The sequence below is a fragment of the Novosphingobium terrae genome (assembly GCF_017163935.1).
GTDB classification, from domain to species: domain Bacteria; phylum Pseudomonadota; class Alphaproteobacteria; order Sphingomonadales; family Sphingomonadaceae; genus Novosphingobium; species Novosphingobium terrae.
Genome location: NZ_JABVZR010000003.1, coordinates 77,964 through 92,790, shown reverse-complemented (window position 1 = coordinate 92,790; position 14,827 = coordinate 77,964). Strand labels below are relative to the sequence as shown.

Genomic DNA, 14,827 nt, shown 5'->3' with positions numbered 1-14,827 from the left:
GCCGCCCCCTCAATACCGAACCGTGAAGCTGAACGAGACCCGCGTGGGGTTCTGCGGCAGCGTTGTGCTGTGGCCATGACTGACCTCGACCATGCTGAAGCCCGTCAGGCCGGTGTCATAGGCTGCCACCAGCATGCGCAGGCCGCCGCCGAAGGCCCATGTGTTGATGTTGGCCACCTCCAGCACGGTTGGATCGCTGACGTGGCCGTAGCCCACGGCGCCAAAGGCATAGGGGGTGATGAGCCCGCGATTTTGCCTTCCATAGGCCATGGCCCGCGCCAGTTCGGCGCGACCGCTGACGCCGCTGTCGGCGTTGACCGAGCCTTGTGAGAAGCTGGAGAGCGCATCGCTGCCATCCAGCGAGAACTGGGCCGGGGCGGGCAGGACGCCCGAAAGCGAGGCCTGCCCGCGCGCGATGGTGGTCAGGCTGAAACCACCGCCCAATTGCGTGTCGCTGCGCCAATGGCCGCCCAGCTTGCTGAAATCAGGCTTCGCCCCTTGCCGCGTGAAGGGGATGTTGGTGGCGATGACATCGCTCAGGGTGCGCGCGCCCAAGCCAGCGATGCCCTGCGTGAACTGCGCGTCGGTTGCGATGACGGTGCTTGCGGCCAGCGATCGCGACCAATTCAGGCCGATGTTGGCCATGCGCAAACGGTCATGGTTCAAAGTGAGGCTAAAGGCCTTCGCTGCCTCGGTTTCGGCGAGCAGGTCGAAGCTTGCTGACAGGCCGAGTTTTTCGCGACGCGTCCGGATCAGGGGATAGGCGGCACGGAAGGACAGGCGTTCGAAGTGGCCGGTGACCTGGACGCCGCCCTGAGGTACGCGGGGGTTGGTGTCCACGACCGTATATTCGGGGTTGAAGGTCAGCCCATTGTCACCAAGCGCGAAAATGGCGCCCGCACCCAGCACGCGGCGGCGCGGCTCGCCCCTGAACAGCGTGCCAATGTCGGGCCCGGTGGTGGCCTGAACATAGAGCTGCTCGCCCAGACCCAGCACCGAATTCAGCGCGAACTGAGCAGAGAGTGCCTGATTTTCATAGGCATAGCCAAGATCGTTCTCAAGGCCGAGCGAAGCCGAGATCGGCCGGTATTTGGCTTCGAGAATCAGGCGCGTGGCCCCCACGGCGCTGCCGCGGATCAGGGTTGTGCGCAGTTGCACGCCCGGCACCTCGCCCGCCAGCAGCACACGACGCTCGATCTGCGACAGGGTCAGGCCCCTGGCGCCAACGAGACCGGCCACCCGTTTGCGAACGGCGGTGCGTACGCGGGCTGGCACGCCGCTGGCATCGACATCCTCGATATAGCCATCGATGATCAGGAATTTCACATCTCCGCCATCGGTGATGCGCTGCGGCGGCAGGGTGACACGCGTGAGCACATAGCCGGCTCGTGCATAGGCTGCCTCGATCCGGCCGGCGGCGGTGTAGATATCGGATACCTTCACATTGTGTCCGGCCAGTTCGGCGGTCACCTGCTGCGTGATCCCGGCGAATTCCGGGAGACCGCCCTCAACGAGGACCTGCCGCAAGGTGACGTTCAACCTGTCCGCGCCCGGTGGGGCATCGGCAGTGGCGCGTTCGGGCAGGGCGATCGCCCCTGCCTCATCCGGCTTCAAGGGGGCCAGGCTTTCAGGTGCCACGCGACTTGCCGAAGGTGCAGTTTGGGCGAGGGCCGGCGATGCCGTGAGAAATGCAGCCGCGAAGACGACGGACGCACGCCATTTGGCGCGCAAACCGCGCGATTGACATTTCTCCATCGTACACATGCCCCCAATTTCGGAATTGATTTTCGGCGGGACTATTATTCCCATACCGAGAGATCGTCCAGATTTAATTTGAATTACAAATAATTATGCAAAAATAAGTCGTAATACCTATGTTTGGCAAGTGCCTCTGTCGATCTTTTAGGCGAGTATGCCGTGACATCTCGGGCACGTCTTCTTGTCATTCAGCAAGCACGGTTTGCCATCCAGCACGCAACGGTACCACAGGCCATTTTTTATCTCCGCAAAGGGCGCCGAATCCACAAGGGTTCGGATGTTAAAATTCATAAGCGCAGGTCGCGAGTGGCGATAGAACCAAGAAACGGGAAAAGAGCTACACCATCATATCTATCAGTCTGGAAAATCGATGTGGCCTCCTTTACGTCGAATGGAGGATCAACCGAAACTCGAACGGAGAACGTCGGATCGCCTTGCGATATAGCATCAGAAAGCGCGCAATCGCGTTGTTATCGATGGTGCTGATTCGCAATGCTGCATCGAAGATCTCACTCATGACCAGCCACCAGTGAAGTGCACCATCTGGCCGGTCATGAAAGCCGCGCGGCCTGAGGCTAGAAAGGCGATGAGGGCACCGATTTCGGACTGCTCACCCAGCCGCCCAAAGGGTACGAGTGCAGCGATGGCTTCGCGCCCGGACGGATCATCGACGAAGCTCGCGCGCGGATAATAAAGTTCGCTGTAGAGATAGTTTGGCGCGACGACGTTAGATTGTATACCAAAAGGCGCTACTTCGATTGCCAGTGCCTTGGCAAAAGCGGTTGTCGCCGCGCGTAAGGTGGTTGGTACCGCATAGCCCGGCTCGGGCCGCGCCTCGCGTGCGGATGTGACGAAAACAAAGCTTCCTCGGCGCCGCGCCTTCATAGCGGGAAGGAAGAGTTGGGTTAGCTGAATGGGTTTGAGCACCACGGCGTCGAAGGTGGCGCCGAAGTCATCGACCGGTATAGTCTCAATATCCTTTCGGGCGATGGGGTGGGCATCGTTCGATACGATTGCATCTGGCACGCCGAAACGGCGTTGAACTTCTAAATGGATTTCTTCTGGAATCTGGCCGGCCAAAGCAGTGATCGAGCCTGCGCGACTCTCGAATTCTTCTCGGGCTTGGTCATCGGTAAAGGAGGGATCATGGCATAGTACATGATGACCTTCGGCCAAGAGACCATCGACTGCCCCGGGGCCTGCATATTGAGTGACATTGGTGACCAGTACGAACGACATCGCCTCCTCCACTCATAGAGCGAATCTGTGCTCGCCAAGGTTGTCAAGCGAGGTTATTCTTGACAAAGGTGTCAAGTTTGACAGTTCTGTCAAGGATAGTGGGGTGATGCGTGGCGGGAGTGCGGCAATTCGACGAGGATGATGTGTTGGCCAAGGCGCTGGATCTATTCTGGCGAAAAGGGTTCAGCGCAACGTCCATGCCCGAACTGGCTGTCGCGACAGGGGTTCAGCGAGGGAGCCTCTACAATGCTTACGGAGACAAGGAGACACTCTTCCTTCTAGCTTTTGATCGTTACGCAGATCGCTTCCTAGAAAATGCCAAAGCGGCACTCACGCAGGGCGATCCTCGGTCTGCCATCGCAGCACTCCTTGACGTTGCGATCGCTAATATGACTGATGGAACCCCGGCTCGCGGATGCCTAACTACGCGGACGGCGATCGAGATGGACAGGGTTGATACCAAGGTCACCCAGCGTTTGCAGCGTCTCCTAGATCAACTCGAAGAAATGGTGCAGTTTGTTCTGATGGATAAAAGGCTGCAGCTCAATATCAGCGCGGAGGCGGCAGCAGACATCGTTATCACCTTCACAAGGGGACTTGCAGTCATGGAGCGGGTCCATCGTGATGAAACCCGCTTACGGAAGACAGCCATGTCACTGACGGACCTTTTGTTCGGCCAAAAATATCAGTAGGATGCTGGAAGTATGCCGGATAAGGCGCCGGCTTGTTTGAGATATACTGCGATATCCATTAATCCTGCGCCACCTTGATAACAACCTTGCCGAAGGGGCCCCGTTTCAGGTGATCGAAGGCAGAGAGCGCCGCTGCGAAGGGGTAGATTGCATCAATGACAGGCTTTATGCCAAGCTCGTCTATGGCGCGGTTCATATCCTCGAAGGCACGGCGATGGCCGACGGAGATGCCCTGAAGGATCGACCTCTTCAACATCATCGATACGGCTGGCAACTGGAGCATCTGTCCATCGAGAAAACCGATCAGGGCAATGCGTCCACCAGCCGCCAGTAAGTCTGTCGAACGGATCAGATTGTCGCCTCCAATCATTTCCATAATATGGTCCACCCCCTTGCCGGCTGTAGCTTCCCGCGCGATCGAAGCCCAGTCAGGGGTGAGGCTAGTGTCGATCACCGTCGTAGCACCCAGAGCCTTGGCACGATTAAGCTTATCGCCGCTTCTGGAGGTGATAATCGTTTGCGCGCCCAATGCTAGCGCGAATTGCAGCCCGAAAAGGGCTACACCGCCGGTCCCCTGAATCAGCACTGTATCACCCGCATTGACCGGACCCGTTACAACCAGCGCGAACCAGGCGGTCAACGCGGCGATCGGCAGGGTGGAGGCTTCTTCGTCGCTCAGCGACACGGGTGCAGCCACCGCGCTGTCCTCATGCAGGACGACATATTGGCTAAGCATGCCTGGCAGCGGCCCACCCAGCGACTGTCCGTGTCGCTCCATCCCGGTTGGTGGGGCATTGTCGATCCACTGGGTCCAGAAATGGCCGAGCACTCGGTCGCCGGGACGGAAGCGGGATACGTCAGGGCCTACCCCCACCACTTCGCCCGCCATGTCGGAGGTGGGGACGAAAGGCATGGTCGGCTTTTCGAGTAAGAGTTCGCCTTCCATCACCAGGAGGTCCCGATAGTTGAGGGAGACGGCCGCGACCCGTACAAGCAGATCTCGAGGCCCGGGCGTCGGGACCGGCCGTTCTGCAAGCTCGAGGTTTCGCTGCCCAAAGGCAGGCAGTTGCCATTGCTTCATGACTGTTTTCATCCTTGCCTCCAGATTTTGGAAGCTCATCATATTGACAATCCCTTGGCTTATGTTGCGCTATGAATTCCGATCATTTCCTCCATCAGGTTGCCAATTATGTCGCTGGACGTTCATTCCCATCTTCAAGGCATTTCAGCCTTCGTGCATACGGTGGAAAGCGGTAATTTCACTGCGGCAGCCCTGCGTATGGGTGTGTCGAAATCAGCTGCGGCCAAAAGTGTCTCGCGCCTAGAAGAACGCCTCAAAGTCCGGCTGCTTGAACGCACAACGCGGCGTTTGAGCCTGACGGCAGAAGGTCACGCCTATTATCAAAGCTGCCTTAAAGTGCTCGAAGAACTGAATATGGTAGAGGCTTTGCTCGCGGCCCGCAAGCGATCGGTTTCTGGCCTTTTGCGGATCAATCTGCCGGTTTCATTCGGACGCTTGTGCGTAATGCCGATTCTTGAGGTGATGGCGGCGGACAACCCGGACTTGGAATTGGAGGTGAGCTTCACCGACCGCTACGTGGATCTCGTTGAGGAGGGGATTGATCTCGCGATCAGGCTGGGCGATCCTGGGACGATGGCAAGCGTGACCGGGCGCCGCATAGGATCGCAGAAGTCGGTGATCTGCGCCTCGCCGGATTATCTGGACCGAAGAGGGAGGCCAAGCTCCGTCGATGATCTGGCCATTCACGATTGCCTCGCCTACGCTAAGGACCGTCGTGCGTTGCCTTGGCGCTTTCAAGAAAGCGACGGGCAGATTCGTGAAATAGCGGTCCGTCCTCGCCATACTATCAGCCATGGAGAAGCCTTGCGCGACGCAACAGTAGATGGGCTTGGTGTGTCCTATTTGTCGACCTGGCTTGCCGACAAGGAGTTGCGCAGCGGTAAGCTCGAGATAATTGCCCTGGCGACACCTGTAACGGATGGCGCCATAACCGCAATCTGGCCGCGATCCCGCGATCTAGCGCCCAAAGTTCGAGCGGTGGTTGACGCGCTTGTTGATAGGTTCATGCCATTAGCGCCCTGGGATGATCAAGTTTCATAATAGTATGAATATCAGACGATTTTTGCCAAAAGCGTAATCAAGTCATTTTCATCTTCGCCCGAAAAACGAGGCCGATCTTTATTCGAGGATAACAATATAAATGATGCAGAAAGACGTGTATCATCTTATAAAATAGAAAGTGAAGAAGGATGCGTCCGAGTTTTCCACGCTACAACGCTTTGATAAAAAAGCTACGCAGTTGAAATTTAATCTTGAAGGCGAAAATTTCTTCCCCAGGTAATGGGGTGCGATCGAACAGGTAAATCGGACAAGCATGATATATTGAACTCTCTGTATTAATAAGAGGTGATATGAAAATTGCTGCGATATCAGATATCCATGGTAATATTGCTGCCCTTGATGCAGTGCTTCGGGATATAGCGAAGCATTCAATCGATCAGATCGTCAATCTTGGCGATATTTGTTCAGGTAGCCTGTTTCCACGCGAGACGGCCGATCGCCTTATACCTCTGGAATTTCCAACAATTCGGGGAAATCACGAACGACAGGTTTTGACCCTCCCACTTGATCGGATGGGCCCATCGGATCGGTACGCTGCCCAAACGCTCACGCCAGCGCAATTGGCGTGGTTCGACAGCCTGCCCCAAACTATCCGGCTGAACGAAGATATCCTGCTAGTGCATGGGACGCCAAATAGCGATTTGGATTATTTGCTTGAGACCGTCACGCCCGAAGGCTTGCGCCGTGCGACACAAGCCGAGATTAAGGATCGGGCAGGTAACTGTGATGCCCGAGTCATCCTTTGCGGTCACACCCATCTGGCGCGCGTGGAAAGGTTGCATGATGGTCGTCTGATCGTGAACCCCGGCAGTGTAGGTCTGCCAGCTTATACCGATGACCACCCCTATCCCCACTCTGTTGAGGCTGGGTCACCGCAAGCACGCTATGCGATCGTGTCGGATAATGGCGGTGATTGGTCCGCAGAAATCCATTGCGTCGATTATGATTGGGAACAGGCGGCCTGTGTCGCGCTGAGCAATGGGCGCCAAGAATGGGCCATCGCTTTGAGAACCGGGCGGAACTGAGGCATTCTTCAAAGTGTCGTGCATGCCTTGAGTGGATGGACGCCACCGTCGTCGGGACCGGAACGGCATCTGTGGTTGGCTCCCGCGTTGCAAGCCGTTTTTAAAATTCTGACGTTCGGTCGAGTGCAGCCGTCTCGGACTGGGTTCCTGATGGAGGGGGCGAAAAACGGGTTCCTATCGGGTTAGCAGGCTTCAACCTCGAAAATTGTTTCAAGACCATCTTCATCATCCCACTGCTCACCCACCTCGACAAATCCAAAGCTGCTAACAATCATACGTGAAGGGAGGTTTTCTGGGCTGATGGAGGCTCTAACCCTTCTAATAGTCTCGTCTTTCATCGCCCAACTAAGTAGGGCCGCAAGAGCAGCGCGACCATATCCCTGCCTCCGGAAAAGCGGGTCTATTGCGTAGCCGACTTCGACCATACCGAGGGCATCCGGCGGCCCGTGGAATCCAGCTTGGCCGATCGCCATTCCTCGATCTGTATCGACAATAACTCGCGTGATCCATTCTTCGGCGCGAGGGTCTTTTGCAATCTGCAAAGCTCGCCGGTGCCAAGTGCTCCGGCAATCGGGACGCACGAAATATTCGCTTAGCGGAATTGGTGCGGTATGGTTCGCCGATATGAGATCACCAGCGCCAAGTGCCTTGAGTGTCAATAATGGAAGCGGGACGAGTTTGATTGTTTTCATGGCTCCATTCAATAACGCTTTATAGTGCTTGTCACCACTCCCTGTTCGCAATGTCGTCTCGGGCAGGCCTCGTGTTCTCGCTGAACCACCGTTTTCGCGACGGTCAAGAAAGGCGGCTAACCCGGTCCGTCTCCTGGAACGGCTCGTGATTCCGGGATCTTAAATCCGCACAGATGGATCTGCTGCCGGCACTAGACCCACAAAATATGGCGAAGGTCGCAATGTCACCGCAACGGCATCGCCGATGCCTCTTCAGCTCGACGATTGTGGATCTCAAGCGTGATGCGACGCTGCGAGTTTTCCATGCGACCATTGCGTATGATGCAGCGATGATGCAAACCATACTGGTTGCACGCTGTGGGCCTCGGCTTGCCAGTTTGGCGTGCACGATGAACGGCTTCGATCCAAGTGATCCGATCGCCATCGCAATGGTAAATTGACGCCTTGGGTGATACGCTTGAACAAATGGCCGCGGATCCGTCGAGCTCGTTGGGAAATGGATTAGACTTCCAACTTAAAGTACGCTTCGTCGGGTGATCGACTAATGAGTTAGCAGATCATGGATGGAAGAGGACATGCGTTCAGGTTTATTCAGCTCACCGCCAGAAGTCGGCCTTGACCTATCTGAAGCAGATGTTTTAACATAATTTCTATTATCGCAGCTTTCTGGCGGCGCGTTTTGACCGGCCACTCCCGCGGACAAATTTGCCCTCACGCGTCCTTTTGTAACCGTCGAAAGCGGGCCTTCGTTCATCCGGCACTCCCGAGGTGGACCCTCCGAAAAATCCGTGCGGTTCACCTTACATAGTTACATGCGCCCATCGCTCAGAGATGCAGCCCCCGTGCATGTTCCATTTTGCGACGCCGCCTAACCTGCGGCTGCGGTCCCGTCTCCGTCAAAGAATTTTCTGCGGTTCAGATATTCTCCGAATGCATCATCGACCAGAAACAGCCGAGCCATGGGCTCGGTCGGAAGCAGGACGGGCTTGATCATCGATCCGCTCTGTGCTGCAAAATTATCCCACAATTCCCAGAAACGGGACACCCTCTGCTTGGGAAACCTCGCAAGCGGCATTTTGCAAACCTCCATGATTTCCGGGGAATGCGAGCGTTCCCGACCGGCGGGGGGGGCGGAGCACGTAGGGAACGCTCGCGACGCTCGAAGGCGCCTCTGCATGTAAATTGCAGGATCTGCGCATTGGTTCCGACCACTTATCGCAAGTGCGGTTGGCTCGCCCGAGATCTTGCGATCCCCTCGATACCGAGCCAACCTTCTCAGCGCCGTCAATCGGTGGTCAAAGAAGGCGCCAAGACTTTTCCATCGAACGGGTCGCAACCGTCAAACGCACGGGATTGGTTTGGTATCGAGATCCCGCGCGGCCTGCGTACCGGGTTCTCGTGGAATGGGAAGGGGCAAATGCCGCATAAACCCATGATCTGGGTTAGTTTGGCTTCCCGCCCCCTTCCGGCAGGGACATCGCCGCAGACTGCACCATGGAGGACCAGGCGGTGATATAGGCGGCCTGCCCGCTATACTGCGGTCCAGACAGATCTGTCGCGGCAGCCATGTTCCGCAGCATACCGGCCAGTTCCGCATTCGAGGATATTCCGGCGCGCTCCAGTAGGCCGCCTATGATGGTCAGCACGGCACCAAAGGCCATGAGCGCGTCTTCATCCATGGTGATCTCCTAGGGTTAGGCCCCAAGGATGGTCGCTTCGGATTGCTCTGCCTATTCCTGAAAATGGGAATAGACAGCGAAAATGTGGGATATCAGTAGGAGTATCGCGTTCTCGATCTGATAGCACAAAATGGCGGATTTCTGCCATTTCACGTTTGATCGCGGCGGATATATCCTCCTCCGCCGCTGCGCACAGCACTACCAATCCCCATGGCTCGGGTTTTGACGCTCCTTCACAGCCCGCCGACGATCATTCACCAGATGCCTTATTCGATTGCGCTGCGCGTTGGCGCTCTGCCACCGGCCCACAGGGTGATCATCCTCCAGGCATATCCAGAAATCGACAAGCTCGGAACGCTCGATCCCCCAGTCACGCGAGCAAGCCATCGCATCGATGAGGTTCTGACCGCGCTCTGGTAACACATCCGCGCGATCCGCCACTGAGTCGACGACGGCCAAGGCTTGCATGAGGTCCATAGCGTTCAGTGAGCCGCGTCAGTCCGGGCCCCCGAGATCGCCACTTCATGATCTGACGAATGCGCGCACCGCCTTAATATTCGGCGAACCAGCACATCCAGCTTTACGGCTTCAGCCAAACGGGGGGAGTGATCATATTCCAGAGACATCGAATCGGCTCCTCGACATTCCATCTTGCGCCGATGTTCCATATTTGTTCTCATATGTCCATGGAACGAATCGACCCCACCCCTATCGCTCAGGCTATCCTCGCCGCCCCCGCTTGGGCGCGTGCGGGCATCACGGCCCCCAAGGCCTCAGTGCGGGAAGACGCCGCGCAGGAACTGGCCAACGCCGTTATCGACAGGCGGCACACTCTGCCGCCAGAACTCGACGACGGTTAGTTAAGTTTGACCGTGTGAGGTGGCCCGCTGACCGCTACAGGCGCTTTGCAGGCAACCACCCTGCTGAAGGCGGCAGCGTTACGGCACCCGGATCAACGTCACCGTTGCAACGTCGGCGTTCCATCATTTTGTCCTCATAGTACGGTGTTCGAAGCTGTTGGGCTTGAGCGAGGCCCTCCTCGTCGCCATTTAGCGCTTGCGCACCGGAAAGCCATTTCCGTGTAACATTCGACGCCGAAGGCAGCCCTCGTGGTTTTAGACGGCTTCTGTGAGTCGCCAAAGGCGACCGCCTAGAGAGGAATGACAATGTTTGACGAAATCGACGCGGCATATTGCCGCATGCGTGCGCGCGAAGAGCGTGAGAAAGCCAACCAAACAAACCCTCATATCGCTGAGAAATATCGGATAAGGGCCGACCTCTTTGATAAGAAAGCCTGCGCGCTCATGGGATCAGCAGCGGCATAGCCTGAATCCGACTTGAAAATCATGTCGGCGACTAAGCTCCTATGGCGATGAACGAACAGCAGATAAGGCCTTCTCGACACCGATAAGAGCCGTTCCGGAGACCACGACCTGAGGTCATAGCGGGGCCAGCGTGCGTCACAGCAAGCCCCTGCCCTTTGGCGCCCTGGACATGACGTCTGTTATCGCGTTGGATTTTCGGCAGAGGGCGGGTTCCAACCGGGGCCAGGAACTTAGGGTTTCCGCGCATCAGATGCCCTTTCGAGTGAGCTCTCACGCGCCCCTGATGCTAACATCTGAACTCTGCACCGGCGCGCCTTCGCGTGGCTGGCAAGATTCGGTACGGGTCTTCAACATTGACTTGCTGGCCCCGCACACCTCATCAACCAGCTTCAGGCTTTGATGAGAGGTAGCCCGAATGGATGACACATGGTGGCCCGACCTGCTGAAGCATATTGCGCAGGAAGACCCGTGGGCCGCTCCCATGGTTACGGTGGCTGAGATGCGCAGTTTCGAGGGGCCGATTGACGGCCAGCGTTATTCATCGACCGCCCTGATCGCTCCTGCTGATCTGGAACGCCTCAATGGCGAACTTTCGAGCTTCGGCGCCGATGTCGAAATCAACGGTCCCCGCCCGCTTGAAAGCGAAGCTGGGCGATATAGACCCGAGTTCTGGATCGAGGCATGGATAGAGGAAGAATGCCTCAAGCTTGAACCTCTGATTCTGAACTGGGAATCGCTCAACCGCACGACACTGGTCCTCGATCCGGGCTTTGCCATGACCTACGGTCTGATCCCACGGGCTGGGTCCGATGGCAGCATCCACTGGGATGATCCGATGGAACCGCACAATGACGTGGCGATCGTCGATGCGCCCGCCGTGTTCGAAGCGATGCACCTCTCACCGACCCGGGCGCGCGTTTCGCGCGACCATCTGCAGGACTACCTCACCTTGCGCGACCGGGTGCTGGTGCAGGTCTATATGGAAGTGCGCTCGGGCGCCAAGGACAAGGAGATCAGTGCGGTCCTCGGCGAAGACCAGCATCTCGATCTGGTCTTTCGAGACAGGACCATTGTCATGAACCGGATGCCGGATGGCAGGTACATGACGCAGGTCCGAGGCGCTCGCGTGCTGGCCGGTCCTGGAGCGCTGCCCATCACCTCTCGTTCGGCCGCAGCGTGATCATGATAAATCCCCTTGCCCTTCTAAAGCCCGGGCGAGTACTTTGAACTTAAGGTGCCCGGGCAAGCTGCCTGAAAACCGCCACTGGCCTATGGAGCGAGCGGTGATTGGCCGCTGGGCCAGCCATACGCTATGTTTAGCGGGAATATTCCAAGGCGGAACGCAGGTATTAGCGTTTCAGGAAGCGCGGACCATTCTCGACAGCGAATGCGCGAGAAATGGCCGTATGACCGGCAATATCCCCGCGCCATGCGCGCTTTCTTGTAGAGCTTCCGGGTCCACGCGCTTTTCCTGCAAGGCCTGATTAAGCGCGCATAGGGCCACTTCACGGTCAATCAACCGTGGGTGACGAAAGACGTCAATCAGCGTCTTCTCGAGAGAATAGATCGGTACATTGATCCCGCTTATGGAATGCTGTTCGACTCCCTGGCTAAGGCTGGGCTCAGTGAAACGAACGATGCGCAGTGGCGGGCAGGCCGGCGCTGGCGCCCAGCCATTTGCGCCGATCGCTATCCAGACCCGAGGGTGTTCCTCAACGGTTAGTTCGTGGAACGCCAAGGCCGATAGCATCGCAATGACTCCTTTGGGGACCCGCATTGCCGCGACGGCGAGAGCGTGATGATGTGCGAGGTCGACATTGCAGCGCTGATAGAGTCCACGAGAAATCCGCTCTAGATCGCCATCCTCGATAGCCTTGGAAAGCGCCGCAGCAGTGATGCCGGCCTCCTTAATCTCACTGGCCTTCATCACCGACCGAGTTTGAAAAAGGGCTAAAAGCCTCTCACGTTGAGATCTTTCAGGCACGATCATTGGACGGATCCTTCTACAGCGGTGAAAGGTGTATCGCCGCTTTCCTTGCCGTGCCGGCACTCAGCCATAAGCATCTTGCCCTAACCGGCGCGCCAATAGCTGCCATTGGTTTGAATGGCGTAAGCGCTCAGGCCCGGGATTCCGGGAGGTGCTTGCACACCTGCTTGCGCAAGGGCTGTTTTGCGACTTGTTTTGCCGCCCCTTTGGCGGTTCCTCGACAATTGCGCTGCTGCGGGCGATCCGCTCGTTCGCGTTTCGCGAGGCTTTCTCACACTCACTTTGGGACAAAGCCTTCCGCAGTGGGCTGCGTGGCATTGAGATCGACGCCCTCCCGTGCGAGCCCCTGAGCGACGTTTTTTCGATATTGGGCAACGGCATCGGCAGGCCATTTCCCTTCACTAATGTGCCGCCAACTGGCTTTGACGAGTGTGAAATCTAGCTTCGCCTCCCCCGCGATACGCAGCCGAAGCCATTCTTCGGGTCGTGTGCGAGGGCTGGCGCCACGCTGTTGCACACATTCTGCACCCCGCGGTGATGGAGGCGCCGCGGGCAACTGGACGGCGCGCGATGCGTCCCGCCGAGAGATGCTTGCGACATAGCTGTTCACGGCTTCCGCACCATCTCCGGGGGCAAATGCAGGGGGTGGTGACGGTGCAATCGGGGCCGGCCCGGTGTGCGTGCCCTAGCTTCGCGCCTCGTGGTTCATGATGCCCATCTGTTGAAGCTCCGGGGCGCTGATCATCAAATTGTCCATCATTCCCGTTGAGGAGTACGCCATGGGATTGGGCATGTTGAGATGATAGCTGGCGCCAATGTGCTGAAAAGCAACGGGCAAACGGGAGAACCCGCGATGATCGCAGGTCGCCCCATGTCTCGTCCTCTCGGGATAAAGTTGGGCATGGACGCATCTTGCGGCGCATGCCGCTGCTCTCTGGGCTGGAAGCCATGCGTGCCTTGAATTGCGCGGTGCAGATCGATGGCATAGATCTGCTCATACTGGCGGGCGATGCGGTCGGCGTGAGGCTTTCCGCTGATCGCCCTCATCGCACCGAGCCAACCGGCATGGGCTATGACGAACTGCAGCTTCAGCTCTTCGCCAAGCTTGGCCCGCTCATTCGTTCGGTTCGAGCTTGGCGCGTTCCTCCTCGGGGTAATCCTCTGGCGTCACGTGGCTAACATTGGGCCGGTCCTCAATTTTCTCAGGCTTTTGCCCGCCCGGTGTTTCCATGTCAGGGGCATCTGGGGTCGGGATGACGTCGCCCAACGGGCCTTCGCGTTTTTGGTCAACCATGAGTTTCTCCTTGGGTGAGAGTTGTTTTGTCCCGGTACTTCAGCAGGCAGGCTGCTCCGTACGACGTTCAGAGAGAGCGTTTCATTCCCAGAGATGCATTCGATAGCGTCCAAAACAGCGGGCGCCGCAGCGCAATCTGATCAAAGCGCCCTCAGCAATAGCCTGGGCGCGGGCAGGGTTTTCTTGAATGGCCGGTGTCAGCGCCTCGCGGTTCCAATCCTGACTGTGTTTCACATCGAGAACCGCATGAAGATCGAAATAACGCCGCTCCTTCCCGGACAGGCCCACCCGTCGCAGTCCCTGCGCGACGAGCGCGGAGCGACCGGGCGCGGTCAGTTCGATCACACCGAGTGCCCCGACGGAATGCCATGCGTATCGGCGAGACGAAGCCATCGCCGTCATAGCGTTGGCCAGGGCGAGGCTTTCCCAGACTGTCGTCCCAATGGAGGGTCGAACGTCTAACGTATCGACCAGCGCATCAAGCATGGGCCCATGCATGCCGCGGATATTTCCCCGACCCATTTCATCCCAATAATTTCGAGCCAGTTCCAGCTTAGGGCCGACAGGCAGCTTGACCTGCGTCATGGCCACCAAGTCGTCAAATCCAGCCTCTCCTGCCGCTTCCTGCTCGAAGAACCATGTGAGCTCGTCGCGCGACGCTTCCTCGGCCAACCATGGAAAAAGAGCATCCCCCTGGCCCGGTCCTTCGATTTTGAGATCCTCGAACCATTCTACGAACGCGGTGGCCTCCGTCGGTACTTCCGCAGCTTCAGATCTTACCTCGTCGCGCAATTCCTCGAGGAAACCACCTTGCAGCCGAAGCATCTTGTGGTCACGCTCGAGTGCCTCTTGCCAATCGCCGTCCGCCAGGCCCGGGGCCAGACGAAGTCTGTTCCATTGAGCCAGGCCGCGCTGAAAGTCATCGTTGAGGAACTGTGACGCTCTCTCTTGTTGCTCAAATTTGGTCGCCATGACGCATCCACTCTTGTAATT

Annotated in this window: 16 protein-coding genes; 8 read left to right on the top strand and 8 right to left on the bottom strand. The window is 57.5% G+C overall.

Going from position 1 to position 14,827, the window contains the following annotated elements; all coding sequences use genetic code 11:
• Nucleotides 1-9 precede the first annotated feature (9 nt).
• Both HGK27_RS30020 and HGK27_RS30015 read right to left on the bottom strand, forming a co-directional pair.
• Nucleotides 10-1,638 (bottom strand): ShlB/FhaC/HecB family hemolysin secretion/activation protein, encoded by a 1,629-nt coding sequence (locus HGK27_RS30020; protein ID WP_206245787.1) that lies wholly within the window; start codon nucleotides 1,636-1,638, stop codon nucleotides 10-12.
• 633 nt (nucleotides 1,639-2,271) lie between these two features.
• Nucleotides 2,272-2,997 carry an SDR family oxidoreductase gene (locus HGK27_RS30015; RefSeq protein WP_206245786.1) on the bottom strand — a complete coding sequence of 242 codons (726 nt, stop codon included), beginning with the start codon at nucleotides 2,995-2,997 and terminating at the stop codon, nucleotides 2,272-2,274.
• Between the two features lie 143 nt (nucleotides 2,998-3,140).
• Between HGK27_RS30015 and HGK27_RS30010 the strand changes: the two genes are divergently transcribed.
• Nucleotides 3,141-3,689: a TetR/AcrR family transcriptional regulator gene (locus HGK27_RS30010; protein ID WP_322099080.1), complete on the top strand. Its 549-nt coding sequence runs from the start codon at nucleotides 3,141-3,143 to the stop codon at nucleotides 3,687-3,689.
• A 58-nt stretch (nucleotides 3,690-3,747) separates the two neighbouring features.
• Here the strand turns inward: HGK27_RS30010 and HGK27_RS30005 are convergent, their stop codons facing one another.
• Nucleotides 3,748-4,812 carry a zinc-dependent alcohol dehydrogenase family protein gene (locus HGK27_RS30005; RefSeq protein ID WP_322099079.1) on the bottom strand — a complete coding sequence of 355 codons (1,065 nt, stop codon included), beginning with the start codon at nucleotides 4,810-4,812 and terminating at the stop codon, nucleotides 3,748-3,750.
• A 66-nt stretch (nucleotides 4,813-4,878) separates the two neighbouring features.
• On the opposite strand from HGK27_RS30005, the gene HGK27_RS30000 reads away from it, so the two are divergent.
• Together HGK27_RS30000 and HGK27_RS29995 are read left to right on the top strand one after the other, a co-directional pair.
• Nucleotides 4,879-5,811 carry a LysR family transcriptional regulator gene (locus HGK27_RS30000; RefSeq protein WP_206245784.1) on the top strand — a complete coding sequence of 311 codons (933 nt, stop codon included), beginning with the start codon at nucleotides 4,879-4,881 and terminating at the stop codon, nucleotides 5,809-5,811.
• Nucleotides 5,812-6,122: 311 nt separating this feature from the next.
• Nucleotides 6,123-6,857: a metallophosphoesterase family protein gene (locus HGK27_RS29995; RefSeq protein WP_206245783.1), complete on the top strand. Its 735-nt coding sequence runs from the start codon at nucleotides 6,123-6,125 to the stop codon at nucleotides 6,855-6,857.
• 182 nt (nucleotides 6,858-7,039) lie between these two features.
• On the opposite strand, the gene HGK27_RS29990 is transcribed toward HGK27_RS29995, so the two are convergent.
• Nucleotides 7,040-7,549 carry a GNAT family N-acetyltransferase gene (locus tag HGK27_RS29990; protein WP_206245782.1) on the bottom strand — a complete coding sequence of 170 codons (510 nt, stop codon included), beginning with the start codon at nucleotides 7,547-7,549 and terminating at the stop codon, nucleotides 7,040-7,042.
• A 173-nt stretch (nucleotides 7,550-7,722) separates the two neighbouring features.
• On the opposite strand from HGK27_RS29990, the gene HGK27_RS29985 reads away from it, so the two are divergent.
• Nucleotides 7,723-7,989, top strand: a complete 267-nt coding sequence (locus tag HGK27_RS29985) for a hypothetical protein (protein ID WP_206245781.1) — start codon at nucleotides 7,723-7,725, stop codon at nucleotides 7,987-7,989.
• 1,002 nt (nucleotides 7,990-8,991) lie between these two features.
• Here the strand turns inward: HGK27_RS29985 and HGK27_RS29980 are convergent.
• Nucleotides 8,992-9,228, bottom strand: coding sequence for a hypothetical protein (locus HGK27_RS29980; RefSeq protein WP_206245780.1), 237 nt, complete (start codon nucleotides 9,226-9,228; stop codon nucleotides 8,992-8,994).
• 686 nt (nucleotides 9,229-9,914) lie between these two features.
• Between HGK27_RS29980 and HGK27_RS29975 the strand changes: the two genes are divergently transcribed.
• From HGK27_RS29975 to HGK27_RS29965, 3 genes are all read left to right on the top strand, one after another.
• Nucleotides 9,915-10,088, top strand: a complete 174-nt coding sequence (locus HGK27_RS29975) for a DUF6771 family protein (RefSeq protein ID WP_206245779.1) — start codon at nucleotides 9,915-9,917, stop codon at nucleotides 10,086-10,088.
• A gap of 306 nt (nucleotides 10,089-10,394) precedes the next feature.
• Nucleotides 10,395-10,553: a hypothetical protein gene (locus HGK27_RS29970; protein ID WP_206245778.1), complete on the top strand. Its 159-nt coding sequence runs from the start codon at nucleotides 10,395-10,397 to the stop codon at nucleotides 10,551-10,553.
• Nucleotides 10,554-10,968: 415 nt separating this feature from the next.
• A complete protein-coding gene (locus HGK27_RS29965) occupies nucleotides 10,969-11,733 on the top strand; it encodes a hypothetical protein (protein WP_206245777.1) in 765 nt (254 codons plus the stop codon).
• Nucleotides 11,734-11,910: 177 nt separating this feature from the next.
• Here the strand turns inward: HGK27_RS29965 and HGK27_RS29960 are convergent, their stop codons facing one another.
• Entirely contained in the window at nucleotides 11,911-12,543 is a 633-nt protein-coding gene (locus HGK27_RS29960) for a type IV toxin-antitoxin system AbiEi family antitoxin domain-containing protein (protein WP_206245776.1), read from the bottom strand.
• 148 nt (nucleotides 12,544-12,691) lie between these two features.
• Between HGK27_RS29960 and HGK27_RS29955 the strand changes: the two genes are divergently transcribed.
• A complete protein-coding gene (locus HGK27_RS29955) occupies nucleotides 12,692-12,982 on the top strand; it encodes a hypothetical protein (RefSeq protein ID WP_206245775.1) in 291 nt (96 codons plus the stop codon).
• 672 nt (nucleotides 12,983-13,654) lie between these two features.
• On the opposite strand, the gene HGK27_RS29950 is transcribed toward HGK27_RS29955, so the two are convergent.
• Together HGK27_RS29950 and HGK27_RS29945 are read right to left on the bottom strand one after the other, a co-directional pair.
• Nucleotides 13,655-13,834 carry a hypothetical protein gene (locus HGK27_RS29950; protein WP_206245774.1) on the bottom strand — a complete coding sequence of 60 codons (180 nt, stop codon included), beginning with the start codon at nucleotides 13,832-13,834 and terminating at the stop codon, nucleotides 13,655-13,657.
• Between the two features lie 81 nt (nucleotides 13,835-13,915).
• Nucleotides 13,916-14,806, bottom strand: coding sequence for an iron-containing redox enzyme family protein (locus HGK27_RS29945; protein ID WP_206245773.1), 891 nt, complete (start codon nucleotides 14,804-14,806; stop codon nucleotides 13,916-13,918).
• Nucleotides 14,807-14,827: the final 21 nt, after the last annotated feature.

Excerpts from the sequence above, each read along its gene's own strand:
- HGK27_RS29945 (WP_206245773.1), bottom strand. The coding sequence starts at position 14,806 with ATGGCGACCAAATTTGAGCAACAAGAGAGAGCGTCACAGTTCCTCAAC.
- HGK27_RS29985 (WP_206245781.1), top strand. The coding sequence starts at position 7,723 with ATGGATCTGCTGCCGGCACTAGACCCACAAAATATGGCGAAGGTCGCA.
- HGK27_RS29970 (WP_206245778.1), top strand. The coding sequence starts at position 10,395 with ATGTTTGACGAAATCGACGCGGCATATTGCCGCATGCGTGCGCGCGAA.
- HGK27_RS29990 (WP_206245782.1), bottom strand. The coding sequence starts at position 7,549 with ATGAAAACAATCAAACTCGTCCCGCTTCCATTATTGACACTCAAGGCA.
- HGK27_RS29995 (WP_206245783.1), top strand. The coding sequence starts at position 6,123 with ATGAAAATTGCTGCGATATCAGATATCCATGGTAATATTGCTGCCCTT.
- HGK27_RS29975 (WP_206245779.1), top strand. The coding sequence starts at position 9,915 with ATGGAACGAATCGACCCCACCCCTATCGCTCAGGCTATCCTCGCCGCC.
- HGK27_RS30005 (WP_322099079.1), bottom strand. The coding sequence starts at position 4,812 with ATGATGAGCTTCCAAAATCTGGAGGCAAGGATGAAAACAGTCATGAAG.
- HGK27_RS29960 (WP_206245776.1), bottom strand. The coding sequence starts at position 12,543 with ATGATCGTGCCTGAAAGATCTCAACGTGAGAGGCTTTTAGCCCTTTTT.
- HGK27_RS30015 (WP_206245786.1), bottom strand. The coding sequence starts at position 2,997 with ATGTCGTTCGTACTGGTCACCAATGTCACTCAATATGCAGGCCCCGGG.
- HGK27_RS29950 (WP_206245774.1), bottom strand. The coding sequence starts at position 13,834 with ATGGTTGACCAAAAACGCGAAGGCCCGTTGGGCGACGTCATCCCGACC.
- HGK27_RS29980 (WP_206245780.1), bottom strand. The coding sequence starts at position 9,228 with ATGGATGAAGACGCGCTCATGGCCTTTGGTGCCGTGCTGACCATCATA.
- HGK27_RS29965 (WP_206245777.1), top strand. The coding sequence starts at position 10,969 with ATGGATGACACATGGTGGCCCGACCTGCTGAAGCATATTGCGCAGGAA.
- HGK27_RS30000 (WP_206245784.1), top strand. The coding sequence starts at position 4,879 with ATGTCGCTGGACGTTCATTCCCATCTTCAAGGCATTTCAGCCTTCGTG.